6 protein-coding genes are annotated in these 16800 nt (G+C 42.8%); all 6 read left to right on the top strand.

Features of this window, described 5'->3' with window-relative positions; genetic code table 11:
- Positions 1 to 308: hypothetical protein (locus BST83_RS19730; RefSeq protein WP_170062705.1), on the top strand; the 308-nt coding region annotated here is incomplete at its 5' end.
- Entirely contained in the window at positions 308 to 517 is a 210-nt protein-coding gene (locus BST83_RS01615; RefSeq protein WP_104808284.1) for a hypothetical protein, read from the top strand. The genes BST83_RS19730 and BST83_RS01615, both read left to right, overlap by 1 nt.
- 123 nt (positions 518 to 640) lie before the next feature.
- Complete coding sequence (locus BST83_RS01610; RefSeq protein ID WP_104808283.1) at positions 641 to 889, top strand: hypothetical protein; 249 nt, start codon at positions 641 to 643, stop codon at positions 887 to 889.
- A gap of 81 nt (positions 890 to 970) precedes the next feature.
- Complete coding sequence (locus BST83_RS01605; protein WP_146092089.1) at positions 971 to 1255, top strand: hypothetical protein; 285 nt, start codon at positions 971 to 973, stop codon at positions 1253 to 1255.
- A gap of 84 nt (positions 1256 to 1339) precedes the next feature.
- Entirely contained in the window at positions 1340 to 5245 is a 3906-nt protein-coding gene (locus BST83_RS01600; protein WP_104808281.1) for a beta strand repeat-containing protein, read from the top strand.
- 119 nt (positions 5246 to 5364) lie between these two features.
- Positions 5365 to 16488 (top strand): autotransporter-associated beta strand repeat-containing protein, encoded by an 11124-nt coding sequence (locus BST83_RS01595; protein WP_170062704.1) that lies wholly within the window; start codon positions 5365 to 5367, stop codon positions 16486 to 16488.
- Positions 16489 to 16800 lie beyond the last annotated feature (312 nt).

The following is a 16800-nucleotide window of genomic DNA, read 5'->3' as shown; positions in this document are numbered from 1 at the left end:
ACATAACCACTTCAACATCTTTAGTCGTTGCTACTGAAGATTTGGATACGCAAATTAAAACAAATACTGACGCCATTACTACCAATGCAGCAAGCAACACCAGTATTCAAACAGAACTTGATGCTACCCAAACTGGGGCTGGATTAGGAACGGATGGAGCTTACACTGCTAATGGCAGTACGAACTATTTAACTACAGTAACGTCACTTACTAGTGCAGATGTAGCATTGGATACGCAAATCAAAACAAATACTGATGCTATTGTAACCAATGCAACAAGCAACACCAGTATTCAAACAGAAACTTGATGCTACCCAAACTGGGCTGGATTAGGAACGGATGGAGCTACACTGCTGATGGCAGTACGAACTATTTAACTACAGTAACGTCACTTACTAGTGCAGATGTAGCATTGGATACGCAGATCAAAACAAATACTGATGCCATTGCAACCAATGCAACAAGCAACACTAATATTCAATCAGAACTTGATGCTACCCAAACTGGGCTGGATTAGGAACGGATGGAGCTTACACTGCTAATGGCAGTACGAACTATTTAACTACAGTAACGTCACTTACTAGTGCAGATGTAGCATTGGATACGCAAATCAAAACAAATACTGATGCTATTGTAACCAATGCAGCAAGCAACACCAGTTATTCAAACAGAACTAGATGCTACCCAAACTGGGGCTGGATTAGGAACGGATGGAGCTTACACTGCTAATGGCAGTACGAACTATTTAACTACAGTAACGTCACTTACTAGTGCAGATGTAGCATTGGATACGCAAATCAAAACAAATACTGATGCTATTGTAACCAATGCAACAAGCAACACTAATATTCAATCAGAACTAGATGCCACTCAAGCGGGTGCTGGATAGGAACGGATGGAGCTTACACTGCTGATGGCAGTACGAACTATTTAACTACAGTAACGTCACTTACTAGTGCAGATGTTAGCATTGGATACGCAGATCAAAACAAATACTGATGCCATTGCAACCAATGCAACAAGCAACACCAGTATTCAAACAGAACTTGATGCTACCCAAACTGGGGCTGGATTAGGAACGGATGGAGCTTACACTGCTAATGGCAGTACGAACTATTTAACTACAGTAACGTCACTTACTAGTGCAGATGTACATTGGATACGCAAATCAAAACAAATACTGATGTATTGTAACCAATGCAGCAAGCAACACCAGTATTCAAACAGAACTAAGATGCTACCCAAACTGGGCTGATTAGGAACGGATGGAGCTTACACTGCTAATGGCAGTACGAACTATTTAACTACAGTAACGTCACTTACTAGTGCAGATGTAGCATTGGATACGCAAATCAAAACAAATACTGATGCTATTGTAACCAATGCAACAAGCAACACTAATATTCAATCAGAACTAGATGCCACTCAAGCGGGTGCTGGATTAGGAACGGATGGAGCTTACACTGCTGATGGCAGTACGAACTATTTAACTACAGTAACGTCACTTACTAGTGCAGATGTAGCATTGGATACGCAGATCAAAACAAATACTGATGCCATTGCAACCAATGCAACAAGCAACACCAGTATTCAAACAGAACTTGATGCTACCCAAACTGGGGCTGGATTAGGAACGGATGGAGCTTACACTGCTAATGGCAGTACGAACTATTTAACTACAGTAACGTCACTTACTAGTGCAGATGTAGCATTGGATACGCAAATCAAAACAAATACTGATGCTATTGTAACCAATGCAGCAAGCAACACCAGTATTCAAACAGAACTTGATGCTACCCAAACTGGGGCTGGATTAGGAACGGATGGAGCTTACACTGCTAATGGCAGTACGAACTATTTAACTACAGTAACGTCACTTACTAGTGCAGATGTAGCATTGGATACGCAAATCAAAACAAATACTGATGCTATTGTAACCAATGCAACAAGCAACACTAATATTCAATCAGAACTAGATGCCACTCAAGCGGGTGCTGGATTAGGAACGGATGGAGCTTACACTGCTGATGGCAGTACGAACTATTTAACTACAGTAACGTCACTTACTAGTGCAGATGTAGCATTGGATACGCAGATCAAAACAAATACTGATGCCATTGCAACCAATGCAACAAGCAACACCAGTATTCAAACAGAACTTGATGCCACTCAAACAGGAGCTGGACTTGCAGCAAATGGAACATATATAGCTGATAGCTCTACCAACTACATTTCTACTGTAGGTTCTCTAGCAGATGCGGATGCTGCTTTGGATACACAAATTAACATTAATACTACTTCTATTATTACTAATGCAACTGCAATTGCCATCAATACATCAGATGCAAATGGACTACAAACAGAACTAGATGCCACACAAACAGCGGCTGGGCTTGGAACGAATGGCACCTACTCAGCAAACTTAAGTACCAATTACATAAAGACTTCCACCTCTTTAGTCGATGCTACTGAAGATTTGGATACGCAAATCAAAACAAATACTGATGCCATTGCAACAACCAACACTAGTATTCAAACAGAACTAGATGCCACTCAAACAGGAGCTGGACTTGCAGCAAATGGAATATACACCGCTAATACTGCAACCAATTACATATCTACTTCCATTTCTTTAGTGGATGCTACTGAAGATTTGGATATACAAATCAAAACAAATACAGATGCCATTGCAACCAATGCCGGTGCAATCACGACCAACACTTCAAACACAACTGGACTTCAAACAGAACTAGATGCCACACAAACAGGAGCTGGACTTGCAGCTAATGGAGCTTACACTGCTAATGGCAGTACGAACTATTTAACTACAGTAACGTCACTTACTAGTGCAGATGTAGCATTGGATACGCAAATCAAAACAAATACTGATGCTATTGTAACCAATGCAACAAGCAACACTAATATTCAATCAGAACTAGATGCCACTCAAGCGGGTGCTGGATTAGGAACGGATGGAGCTTACACTGCTGATGGCAGTACGAACTATTTAACTACAGTAACGTCACTTACTAGTGCAGATGTAGCATTGGATACGCAGATCAAAACAAATACTGATGCCATTGCAACCAATGCAACAAGCAACACCAGTATTCAAACAGAACTTGATGCTACCCAAACTGGGGCTGGATTAGGAACGGATGGAGCTTACACTGCTAATGGCAGTACGAACTATTTAACTACAGTAACGTCACTTACTAGTGCAGATGTAGCATTGGATACGCAAATCAAAACAAATACTGATGCTATTGTAACCAATGCAACAAGCAGCACTAATATTCAATCAGAACTAGATGCCACTCAAACAGGAGCTGGACTTGCTGCAAATGGAATATACACTGCTAATAGTTCTGCCAACTATATATCTACCGTAATTTCACTAACGGCTGCTGATACTGCTTTGGATACGGAATTAAAATTGGTTTCTGATCGAATCGGCAGCTTGTCATCTTCTAGCTCCGATGCTTCTTCAAATATTCAAACAGAACTTGATGCCACGCAAATAGGAGCTGGATTAGGAACTGATGGAAGATATACCGCTGATGGTTCTACCAATTACATAGCCAGCGCAGGCTCTCTGAAAGCTGCTGATGCTGCTCTTGATACACAAATCAAAGCAAATACAGATGCAATTTTAAGTATATCTGTTAGTGATGCAACTACGACAAATAAAGGGATTATTAAATTAGCGGGAGATTTAGGAGGAACATCCGACTTACCCACCGTTCCCGGATTGATATATAAGGAAGACGCAACTAACAAATCTACTGCAATAGCATTAGGAACTAGTAATGTCTTATATCCAACTCAAAATGCCGTGAAAACCTATGTTGATAACCAAATAGCAAGTGGATCTGTTGCAGACGCAACAACCAGTAGTAAGGGGATTTTAAAACTAGCAGGAGATTTAGGAGGAACAGCCAATTTACCCACCGTTCCATCATTAGGGTTAAAAGAAAATTTAAGCCACAAGTCATCAAACATAGCTCTTGGTATTAGCGATATTTTATATCCTACTCAAAAAGCAGTGAAAACATATGTTGATGCACAAGTAACAGTATTTGATGCTACAACATCCTTGAAAGGTATAATCAAATTGGCAGGAGATCTGGGTGGTACATCTGAGCTACCCACCGTACCTGGATTATCGACTAAAGAAGATACTACAAATAAATCTACGTCAACAACATTAGGGACAAGTGATGTATTATATCCTACTCAAAATGCAGTGAAAACATATGTAGATAATGAAATTTCTACAGGATCGGTAGCAGATGCAACAACTACTATCAAGGGTGTCATAAAGCTTGCGGGAGACCTTTCTGGAACTGCCGATGCTCCTACAGTACCTAATTTAATATTCAAGGAAAATGCAAGTCTAAAGTCTACGGATGTAAACTTAGGAAGTAGTAATGTTTTGTATCCTACTCAAAACGCAGTTAAAACATATATTGACAGTCAGATTTCAAGTCTTTCTTCTTCAGTAGATGCTTCAACAACAGTAAAAGGGATTCTAAAACTTACCGGAGATTTAGGAGGGACTGCTGATTCACCTACTGTACCTGGCTTATCTAGTAAAGAGGCGAGTTCTAATAAATCCACAAACACTGTTTTAGGTACAAGTAATGATTTATTTCCTACTCAAAATGCCGTAAAAACATATGTAGATACTCAAATATCAAGTTCACTAAGTCTTGATGCTACTTCTACCGTAAAAGGAATATTAAAGCTAACGGGAGATCTTTCAGGAACTTCTGATACTCCAACCGTGCCTGGGCTTTTATTAAAAGCGCCTATTAACAATCCTAATCTTACTGGACTGCCCACTGCGCCAACTGCCGCTTCCGGAGCCAATACAACCCAAATAGCAACAACCGCTTTTGTTATGGATGCTGTTACGGGGGTTAGTGCATCAGGGGTGTTTGTTGACTTAACTTCAGATCAAACTGTAGCGGGTAAGAAAACATTTACAAGTGACCTTGTTATTTCTGCGATGCTTACCGCCGGAGGAACCGCACTACCTTCATCTACTGGAACCGTTGGGCAAGTTTTAATGATTTCTAGTAGTGGTGTTGCGCAGTGGACTACGATCATTCAAGAAATCAATGTGGAAGTTGCTGCAACTGCTTCCCAAACAAGTTTTACAATATCTCAAGCCCTAATAATCGAAGTATGGTTAAAATGTATATCAATGGTATTCGTGTTAGCAATTTGGCTTATAATTTGAGTAGTCTAACCGTTACTTACAACCCTGCTAATAACGGAAATTATACAATAATGTCTGGTGACAGAATTCAATTTGATTACTACTACTAATATTAAAGATTAATGATCTCGCTTCAAAATATGGTAACTAAAAAAACATACGATATTCCTTTCCCAAGTAAAATCAAGGATTTTATGTCCCTGGCATCGATTACCATGTTTATTTTTTTAGGGTTTACTTTTTCTGTGAATGCGCAACACAGCAACATAGAAATTACAACAGCAGCAACTACCGGAGGTACATGGAACGCAGCAGCGCCTTGGGTCTTTACTCCCAATACCGATAACGTAAACATCCAAAATACCGACATACAAAACAAACTAAATACTGGGGATGTGACCATCGTAACCAATAACACCTATGGTACCCAAAGCGGGGTGGTCAACATACTCACAAGCATAACGTCAACCAGTAGTAACACCGCGGGACGTAGCTTTACCATTGAAGCAAACGACGCTATAACAGTCTCAGGAAATTTAGACCTCTATAGCGCTAACTATATTAATCACGGAAAAAACATCATCCTAAGGTCTACCCAAGGAAGTATACAAGTCAATAATCGTCTCTTTACCTACCAAACAGGTACTGGAGCCATGGGAACCGTTCCCAGAAGTGCTGGAAACATCACCTTAGATGCCGTCAACGGATCGGTGCGTGTGAATAATATCCTAGACACAAGAGGAGGAAACAATACTAGTTATGGTACCAATCATTATAATATTGGAACCTACTCAAGTCTGTCAGGAGACGTAACCATTACAGGACCTTTAGGGGTCTCCTTGACTCAAGACATGAATCTATATAATCCATCTTATAACCAGTACGGTTTTATGAATGGTACCCTTACCATTGATACCGATGCTACTGTATTGACAACGGCAACAGGTATCAACGATGGGCATACGACTGGAACCCTAGCTATCGGAGCACTCGTGAAAAACGGTACCGGAATCTTTGCCTTGAACGCTGTTACTTGGTACGGCTCAAGCTATCCCTCTTACTCCCCGACCACGGTAAATCAAGGAACACTAAAATTACTACGTACCAATACCTTGCAAATAAGCGGACCATTAACGGTAAATACATCTGCGGTAGTAGACATGTATAACTACAACCACCAACTAGGAACCATCGATGGAGGCGGAACCATCACCAGCTCGGGAAGTGGAACCTACACCCTAAATGTAGGAACTGGAAATGGAGCAAGCTCCTTCTCCGGAATCCTTGAAAACGGAAGTGCAACTGCACTAAACCTAACCAAATCAGGAAGTGGAACACTTACACTGAGCGGACCCAATACCTATACCGGCACAACAACTATTGCCACCGGAACTATAAATGCACAACACGATACGGCCTTAGGAGCAGTTAGTGGACCTACTATAGTAAATAACGGAACCACATTGCAAATAGAAGGTGGTGTATCCATCGCTGAACCTATAACCTTGTACGGAGCGGGAATCAGCAACACAGGAGCGCTGAGAAGTCTTAGTGGAAACAATACCTACAGTGGAACTATTACCTCTAATGCTAACACCGTGTACATAAAAGCAGATGCCGATATCCTATCCATCACAGGAGGCCTTGTATTAAACATCAGCACCTATATGGCAGGAAACGGAACCATCCATATCCCTAGTGTGATCTCTGGAGCACAACCGTTCTATAAAACAGAGAATGGAACCCTTATACTAAGTGGAGCTAATACCTATACAAACGCTACCACTATTCAAGATGGAGTCCTTACGATTCAACACAATCAAGCGCTAGGAACTACAGGGCAAGGAACAACTATCTCTAACGGCGCAACACTGCAACTCGAAAATAATATTACCACTGCAGATGCATTAACCCTAAACGGACTAGGGCACAGTTCTCTAGGAGTACTGCGCAATCTAAGCGGTAACAATACCGTAACAGGAAATATTAACTGTGCTAATAACACCGTGAAAATACACAACGAAGCAGGACTACTTACCCTTAGTGGAAACATAGCAATAAACAATATAACCTATTTTCAAGGACCCAGCAATATCGTAAGCACAGGAGTTATCTCAGGTGCACAACCCCTAATCAAAGAAGGAACAGGGATCCTTACTATAGGAGGGGTCGCAGCAAACACCTACACCAACTACACGCAAATTACCCAAGGCATACTACGTTTTGGAGCCAACGATGCCCTAGGAGGCCCTAATAGCATTGTCAAGTTTAATGGAGGTATACTAGAGACCAACGGCTTCTCCTCAAGTACTGGACAACTAGAACTGCCCCTGAGCTCTACCCTATCACTAGGAAGTGGCGATCACACCATAAGCTTTGCTTCTGCTGCAAACTTCGAATTTGAACAACTCACCATCACTGGATGGCAAGGCACCTACGGGGCAAACACCTCAGGAACAAATGGAAAAGTTAAAGTCGGTACCAGCCAAGTACTCACCAAACAACAAATCGATGCCATGCGCTTTTTAAACAGTGCAGACAACCAACTCTACTTCGCGGTACAACGTACTGATGGTGAAGTTATCCCTGGAAATATCGTCTCTGGAAATGAAACCGGACACAGCAACATAGAAATTACAACAGCAGCAACTACCGGAGGTACATGGAACGCAGCAGCGCCTTGGGTCTTTACTCCCAATACCGATAACGTAAACATCCAAAATACCGACATACAAAACAAACTAAATACTGGGGATGTGACCATCGTAACCAATAACACCTATGGTACCCAAAGCGGGGTGGTCAACATACTCACAAGCATAACGTCAACCAGTAGTAACACCGCGGGACGTAGCTTTACCATTGAAGCAAACGACGCTATAACAGTCTCAGGAAATTTAGACCTCTATAGCGCTAACTATATTAATCACGGAAAAAACATCATCCTAAGGTCTACCCAAGGAAGTATACAAGTCAATAATCGTCTCTTTACCTACCAAACAGGTACTGGAGCCATGGGAACCGTTCCCAGAAGTGCTGGAAACATCACCTTAGATGCCGTCAACGGATCGGTGCGTGTGAATAATATCCTAGACACAAGAGGAGGAAACAATACTAGTTATGGTACCAATCATTATAATATTGGAACCTACTCAAGTCTGTCAGGAGACGTAACCATTACAGGACCTTTAGGGGTCTCCTTGACTCAAGACATGAATCTATATAATCCATCTTATAACCAGTACGGTTTTATGAATGGTACCCTTACCATTGATACCGATGCTACTGTATTGACAACGGCAACAGGTATCAACGATGGGCATACGACTGGAACCCTAGCTATCGGAGCACTCGTGAAAAACGGTACCGGAATCTTTGCCTTGAACGCTGTTACTTGGTACGGCTCAAGCTATCCCTCTTACTCCCCGACCACGGTAAATCAAGGAACACTAAAATTACTACGTACCAATACCTTGCAAATAAGCGGACCATTAACGGTAAATACATCTGCGGTAGTAGACATGTATAACTACAACCACCAACTAGGAACCATCGATGGAGGCGGAACCATCACCAGCTCGGGAAGTGGAACCTACACCCTAAATGTAGGAACTGGAAATGGAGCAAGCTCCTTCTCCGGAATCCTTGAAAACGGAAGTGCAACTGCACTAAACCTAACCAAATCAGGAAGTGGAACACTTACACTGAGCGGACCCAATACCTATACCGGCACAACAACTATTGCCACCGGAACTATAAATGCACAACACGATACGGCCTTAGGAGCAGTTAGTGGACCTACTATAGTAAATAACGGAACCACATTGCAAATAGAAGGTGGTGTATCCATCGCTGAACCTATAACCTTGTACGGAGCGGGAATCAGCAACACAGGAGCGCTGAGAAGTCTTAGTGGAAACAATACCTACAGTGGAACTATTACCTCTAATGCTAACACCGTGTACATAAAAGCAGATGCCGATATCCTATCCATCACAGGAGGCCTTGTATTAAACATCAGCACCTATATGGCAGGAAACGGAACCATCCATATCCCTAGTGTGATCTCTGGAGCACAACCGTTCTATAAAACAGAGAATGGAACCCTTATACTAAGTGGAGCTAATACCTATACAAACGCTACCACTATTCAAGATGGAGTCCTTACGATTCAACACAATCAAGCGCTAGGAACTACAGGGCAAGGAACAACTATCTCTAACGGCGCAACACTGCAACTCGAAAATAATATTACCACTGCAGATGCATTAACCCTAAACGGACTAGGGCACAGTTCTCTAGGAGTACTGCGCAATCTAAGCGGTAACAATACCGTAACAGGAAATATTAACTGTGCTAATAACACCGTGAAAATACACAACGAAGCAGGACTACTTACCCTTAGTGGAAACATAGCAATAAACAATATAACCTATTTTCAAGGACCCAGCAATATCGTAAGCACAGGAGTTATCTCAGGTGCACAACCCCTAATCAAAGAAGGAACAGGGATCCTTACTATAGGAGGGGTCGCAGCAAACACCTACACCAACTACACGCAAATTACCCAAGGCATACTACGTTTTGGAGCCAACGATGCCCTAGGAGGCCCTAATAGCATTGTCAAGTTTAATGGAGGTATACTAGAGACCAACGGCTTCTCCTCAAGTACTGGACAACTAGAACTGCCCCTGAGCTCTACCCTATCACTAGGAAGTGGCGATCACACCATAAGCTTTGCTTCTGCTGCAAACTTCGAATTTGAACAACTCACCATCACTGGATGGCAAGGCACCTACGGGGCAAACACCTCAGGAACAAATGGAAAAGTTAAAGTCGGTACCAGCCAAGTACTCACCAAACAACAAATCGATGCCATGCGCTTTTTAAACAGTGCAGACAACCAACTCTACTTCGCGGTACAACGTACTGATGGTGAAGTTATCCCTGGAAATATCGTCTCTGGAAATGAAACCGGACACAGCAACATAGAAATTACAACAGCAGCAACTACCGGAGGTACATGGAACGCAGCAGCGCCTTGGGTCTTTACTCCCAATACCGATAACGTAAACATCCAAAATACCGACATACAAAACAAACTAAATACTGGGGATGTGACCATCGTAACCAATAACACCTATGGTACCCAAAGCGGGGTGGTCAACATACTCACAAGCATAACGTCAACCAGTAGTAACACCGCGGGACGTAGCTTTACCATTGAAGCAAACGACGCTATAACAGTCTCAGGAAATTTAGACCTCTATAGCGCTAACTATATTAATCACGGAAAAAACATCATCCTAAGGTCTACCCAAGGAAGTATACAAGTCAATAATCGTCTCTTTACCTACCAAACAGGTACTGGAGCCATGGGAACCGTTCCCAGAAGTGCTGGAAACATCACCTTAGATGCCGTCAACGGATCGGTGCGTGTGAATAATATCCTAGACACAAGAGGAGGAAACAATACTAGTTATGGTACCAATCATTATAATATTGGAACCTACTCAAGTCTGTCAGGAGACGTAACCATTACAGGACCTTTAGGGGTCTCCTTGACTCAAGACATGAATCTATATAATCCATCTTATAACCAGTACGGTTTTATGAATGGTACCCTTACCATTGATACCGATGCTACTGTATTGACAACGGCAACAGGTATCAACGATGGGCATACGACTGGAACCCTAGCTATCGGAGCACTCGTGAAAAACGGTACCGGAATCTTTGCCTTGAACGCTGTTACTTGGTACGGCTCAAGCTATCCCTCTTACTCCCCGACCACGGTAAATCAAGGAACACTAAAATTACTACGTACCAATACCTTGCAAATAAGCGGACCATTAACGGTAAATACATCTGCGGTAGTAGACATGTATAACTACAACCACCAACTAGGAACCATCGATGGAGGCGGAACCATCACCAGCTCGGGAAGTGGAACCTACACCCTAAATGTAGGAACTGGAAATGGAGCAAGCTCCTTCTCCGGAATCCTTGAAAACGGAAGTGCAACTGCACTAAACCTAACCAAATCAGGAAGTGGAACACTTACACTGAGCGGACCCAATACCTATACCGGCACAACAACTATTGCCACCGGAACTATAAATGCACAACACGATACGGCCTTAGGAGCAGTTAGTGGACCTACTATAGTAAATAACGGAACCACATTGCAAATAGAAGGTGGTGTATCCATCGCTGAACCTATAACCTTGTACGGAGCGGGAATCAGCAACACAGGAGCGCTGAGAAGTCTTAGTGGAAACAATACCTACAGTGGAACTATTACCTCTAATGCTAACACCGTGTACATAAAAGCAGATGCCGATATCCTATCCATCACAGGAGGCCTTGTATTAAACATCAGCACCTATATGGCAGGAAACGGAACCATCCATATCCCTAGTGTGATCTCTGGAGCACAACCGTTCTATAAAACAGAGAATGGAACCCTTATACTAAGTGGAGCTAATACCTATACAAACGCTACCACTATTCAAGATGGAGTCCTTACGATTCAACACAATCAAGCGCTAGGAACTACAGGGCAAGGAACAACTATCTCTAACGGCGCAACACTGCAACTCGAAAATAATATTACCACTGCAGATGCATTAACCCTAAACGGACTAGGGCACAGTTCTCTAGGAGTACTGCGCAATCTAAGCGGTAACAATACCGTAACAGGAAATATTAACTGTGCTAATAACACCGTGAAAATACACAACGAAGCAGGACTACTTACCCTTAGTGGAAACATAGCAATAAACAATATAACCTATTTTCAAGGACCCAGCAATATCGTAAGCACAGGAGTTATCTCAGGTGCACAACCCCTAATCAAAGAAGGAACAGGGATCCTTACTATAGGAGGGGTCGCAGCAAACACCTACACCAACTACACGCAAATTACCCAAGGCATACTACGTTTTGGAGCCAACGATGCCCTAGGAGGCCCTAATAGCATTGTCAAGTTTAATGGAGGTATACTAGAGACCAACGGCTTCTCCTCAAGTACTGGACAACTAGAACTGCCCCTGAGCTCTACCCTATCACTAGGAAGTGGCGATCACACCATAAGCTTTGCTTCTGCTGCAAACTTCGAATTTGAACAACTCACCATCACTGGATGGCAAGGCACCTACGGGGCAAACACCTCAGGAACAAATGGAAAAGTTAAAGTCGGTACCAGCCAAGTACTCACCAAACAACAAATCGATGCCATGCGCTTTTTAAACAGTGCAGACAACCAACTCTACTTCGCGGTACAACGTACTGATGGTGAAGTTATCCCTGGAAATATCGTCTCTGGAAATGAAACCGGACACAGCAACATAGAAATTACAACAGCAGCAACTACCGGAGGTACATGGAACGCAGCAGCGCCTTGGGTCTTTACTCCCAATACCGATAACGTAAACATCCAAAATACCGACATACAAAACAAACTAAATACTGGGGATGTGACCATCGTAACCAATAACACCTATGGTACCCAAAGCGGGGTGGTCAACATACTCACAAGCATAACGTCAACCAGTAGTAACACCGCGGGACGTAGCTTTACCATTGAAGCAAACGACGCTATAACAGTCTCAGGAAATTTAGACCTCTATAGCGCTAACTATATTAATCACGGAAAAAACATCATCCTAAGGTCTACCCAAGGAAGTATACAAGTCAATAATCGTCTCTTTACCTACCAAACAGGTACTGGAGCCATGGGAACCGTTCCCAGAAGTGCTGGAAACATCACCTTAGATGCCGTCAACGGATCGGTGCGTGTGAATAATATCCTAGACACAAGAGGAGGAAACAATACTAGTTATGGTACCAATCATTATAATATTGGAACCTACTCAAGTCTGTCAGGAGACGTAACCATTACAGGACCTTTAGGGGTCTCCTTGACTCAAGACATGAATCTATATAATCCATCTTATAACCAGTACGGTTTTATGAATGGTACCCTTACCATTGATACCGATGCTACTGTATTGACAACGGCAACAGGTATCAACGATGGGCATACGACTGGAACCCTAGCTATCGGAGCACTCGTGAAAAACGGTACCGGAATCTTTGCCTTGAACGCTGTTACTTGGTACGGCTCAAGCTATCCCTCTTACTCCCCGACCACGGTAAATCAAGGAACACTAAAATTACTACGTACCAATACCTTGCAAATAAGCGGACCATTAACGGTAAATACATCTGCGGTAGTAGACATGTATAACTACAACCACCAACTAGGAACCATCGATGGAGGCGGAACCATCACCAGCTCGGGAAGTGGAACCTACACCCTAAATGTAGGAACTGGAAATGGAGCAAGCTCCTTCTCCGGAATCCTTGAAAACGGAAGTGCAACTGCACTAAACCTAACCAAATCAGGAAGTGGAACACTTACACTGAGCGGACCCAATACCTATACCGGCACAACAACTATTGCCACCGGAACTATAAATGCACAACACGATACGGCCTTAGGAGCAGTTAGTGGACCTACTATAGTAAATAACGGAACCACATTGCAAATAGAAGGTGGTGTATCCATCGCTGAACCTATAACCTTGTACGGAGCGGGAATCAGCAACACAGGAGCGCTGAGAAGTCTTAGTGGAAACAATACCTACAGTGGAACTATTACCTCTAATGCTAACACCGTGTACATAAAAGCAGATGCCGATATCCTATCCATCACAGGAGGCCTTGTATTAAACATCAGCACCTATATGGCAGGAAACGGAACCATCCATATCCCTAGTGTGATCTCTGGAGCACAACCGTTCTATAAAACAGAGAATGGAACCCTTATACTAAGTGGAGCTAATACCTATACAAACGCTACCACTATTCAAGATGGAGTCCTTACGATTCAACACAATCAAGCGCTAGGAACTACAGGGCAAGGAACAACTATCTCTAACGGCGCAACACTGCAACTCGAAAATAATATTACCACTGCAGATGCATTAACCCTAAACGGACTAGGGCACAGTTCTCTAGGAGTACTGCGCAATCTAAGCGGTAACAATACCGTAACAGGAAATATTAACTGTGCTAATAACACCGTGAAAATACACAACGAAGCAGGACTACTTACCCTTAGTGGAAACATAGCAATAAACAATATAACCTATTTTCAAGGACCCAGCAATATCGTAAGCACAGGAGTTATCTCAGGTGCACAACCCCTAATCAAAGAAGGAACAGGGATCCTTACTATAGGAGGGGTCGCAGCAAACACCTACACCAACTACACGCAAATTACCCAAGGCATACTACGTTTTGGAGCCAACGATGCCCTAGGAGGCCCTAATAGCATTGTCAAGTTTAATGGAGGTATACTAGAGACCAACGGCTTCTCCTCAAGTACTGGACAACTAGAACTGCCCCTGAGCTCTACCCTATCACTAGGAAGTGGCGATCACACCATAAGCTTTGCTTCTGCTGCAAACTTCGAATTTGAACAACTCACCATCACTGGATGGCAAGGCACCTACGGGGCAAACACCTCAGGAACAAATGGAAAAGTTAAAGTCGGTACCAGCCAAGTACTCACCAAACAACAAATCGATGCCATGCGCTTTTTAAACAGTGCAGACAACCAACTCTACTTCGCGGTACAACGTACTGATGGTGAAGTTATCCCTGGAAATATCGTCTCTGGAAATGAAACCGGACACAGCAACATAGAAATTACAACAGCAGCAACTACCGGAGGTACATGGAACGCAGCAGCGCCTTGGGTCTTTACTCCCAATACCGATAACGTAAACATCCAAAATACCGACATACAAAACAAACTAAATAATGGGGATGTGACCATCGTAACCAATAACATAGGAGGTAAACCCACATTAACATCTTACGGAGAAATAACAAATACAGGAATTAATTTAGTAAACAGAAACGGGAAGCGAATAACAGCGGGTAATGAAGGAATAGACAGCTATGGAAAACGGGCTTCGTCAGCGCCAGGAACGCAAAGTGGAGTCGTAGTGATAAAAGCAAGCATAACGTCAACCAGTAGTAACACCGCGGGACGTAGCTTTACCATTGAAGCAAACGACGCTATAACAGTCTCAGGAAATTTAGACCTCTATAGCGCTAACTATATTAATCACGGAAAAAACATCATCCTAAGGTCTACCCAAGGAAGTATACAAGTCAATAATCGTCTCTTTACCTACCAAACAGGTACTGGAGCCATGGGAACCATTCCCAAAAGTGCTGGAAACATCACCTTAGATGCCGTCAACGGATCGGTGCGTGTGAATAATATCCTAGACACAAGAGGAGGAAACAATACTAGTTATGGTACCAATCATTATAATATTGGAACCTACTCAAGTCTGTCAGGAGACGTAACCATTACAGGACCTTTAGGGGTCTCATTGACTCAAGGCATGAATCTATATAATCCATCTTATAACCAGTACGGTTTTATGAATGGTACCCTTACCATTGATACCGATGCTACTGTATTGACAACGGCAACAGGTATCAACGATGGGCATACGACTGGAACCCTAGCTATCGGAGCACTCGTGAAAAACGGTACCGGAATCTTTGCCTTGAACGCTGTTACTTGGTACGGCACAAGCTTTCCCTCTTACTCCCCGACCACGGTAAATCAAGGAACACTAAAATTACTACGTACCAATACCTTGCAAACAAGCGGACCATTAACGGTAAACACATCTGCGGTAGTAGACATGTCTAACTACAACCACCAACTAGGAACCATCGATGGAGGCGGAACCATCACCAGCTCGGGAAGTGGAACCTACACCCTAAATGTAGGAACTGGAAATGGAGCAAGCTCCTTCTCCGGAATCCTTGAAAACGGAAGTGCAACTGAACTAAACCTAACCAAATCAGGAAATGGAACACTTACACTGAGCGGACCCAATACCTATACCGGTAGAACAACTATTGCCGCCGGAACTATAAATGCGCAACACGATACGGCCTTAGGAGCAATTAGTGGACCTACTATGGTAATGAACGGAACCACATTGCAAATAGAAGGTGGTGTATCCATCGCTGAACCTATAACCCTATACGGAGCGGGAATCAGCAACACAGGAGCACTGAGAAGTCTTAGTGGAAACAATACCTACAGTGGAACTATTACCTCTAATACTAACACCGTGTACATAAAAGCAGATGCCGATACCCTATCCATCACAGGAGGCCTTGTAATAAACATCACCACCTATATGGGGGAACTGGAGACGTAAATGTAACAGGTACTGTAAGCGGAAGCGGAAATACTGGAAGCATATACAAATTAGGAAGTGGAACGCTAACCATAAATGGCGTAGTTCGCTAAGCAATAGAATAAAAAAATTCTATTGCTTAGAATTCATGGCTGCCAAAATAGGCAAACAAACTAGAACGGAAGCAAAGTAGAACACGCAACTTTCTGTGGTTCTGGGTTTTTTATTTTATGTAATTGCTTTCCAAAATAGTTGGACACTACTCCTCTCTCCTACTGAACGGTATTGATTTATTTTCCAAGCAAATCTTAGAATTTCTCGAAAATCTGATTG

This window comes from Polaribacter filamentus, from assembly GCF_002943715.1.
GTDB lineage: Bacteria > Bacteroidota > Bacteroidia > Flavobacteriales > Flavobacteriaceae > Polaribacter > Polaribacter filamentus.
This window is presented reverse-complemented; position numbering and strand designations above follow the sequence as displayed.

What these genes read in the sequence shown, in the direction of transcription:
- BST83_RS01615 (WP_104808284.1), top strand. Translation starts at nt 308, where the DNA reads ATGCTACCCAAACTGGGCTGGATTAGGAACGGATGGAGCTACACTGCT.
- BST83_RS01610 (WP_104808283.1), top strand. Translation starts at nt 641, where the DNA reads ATGCAGCAAGCAACACCAGTTATTCAAACAGAACTAGATGCTACCCAA.
- BST83_RS01595 (WP_170062704.1), top strand. Translation starts at nt 5,365, where the DNA reads ATGGTAACTAAAAAAACATACGATATTCCTTTCCCAAGTAAAATCAAG.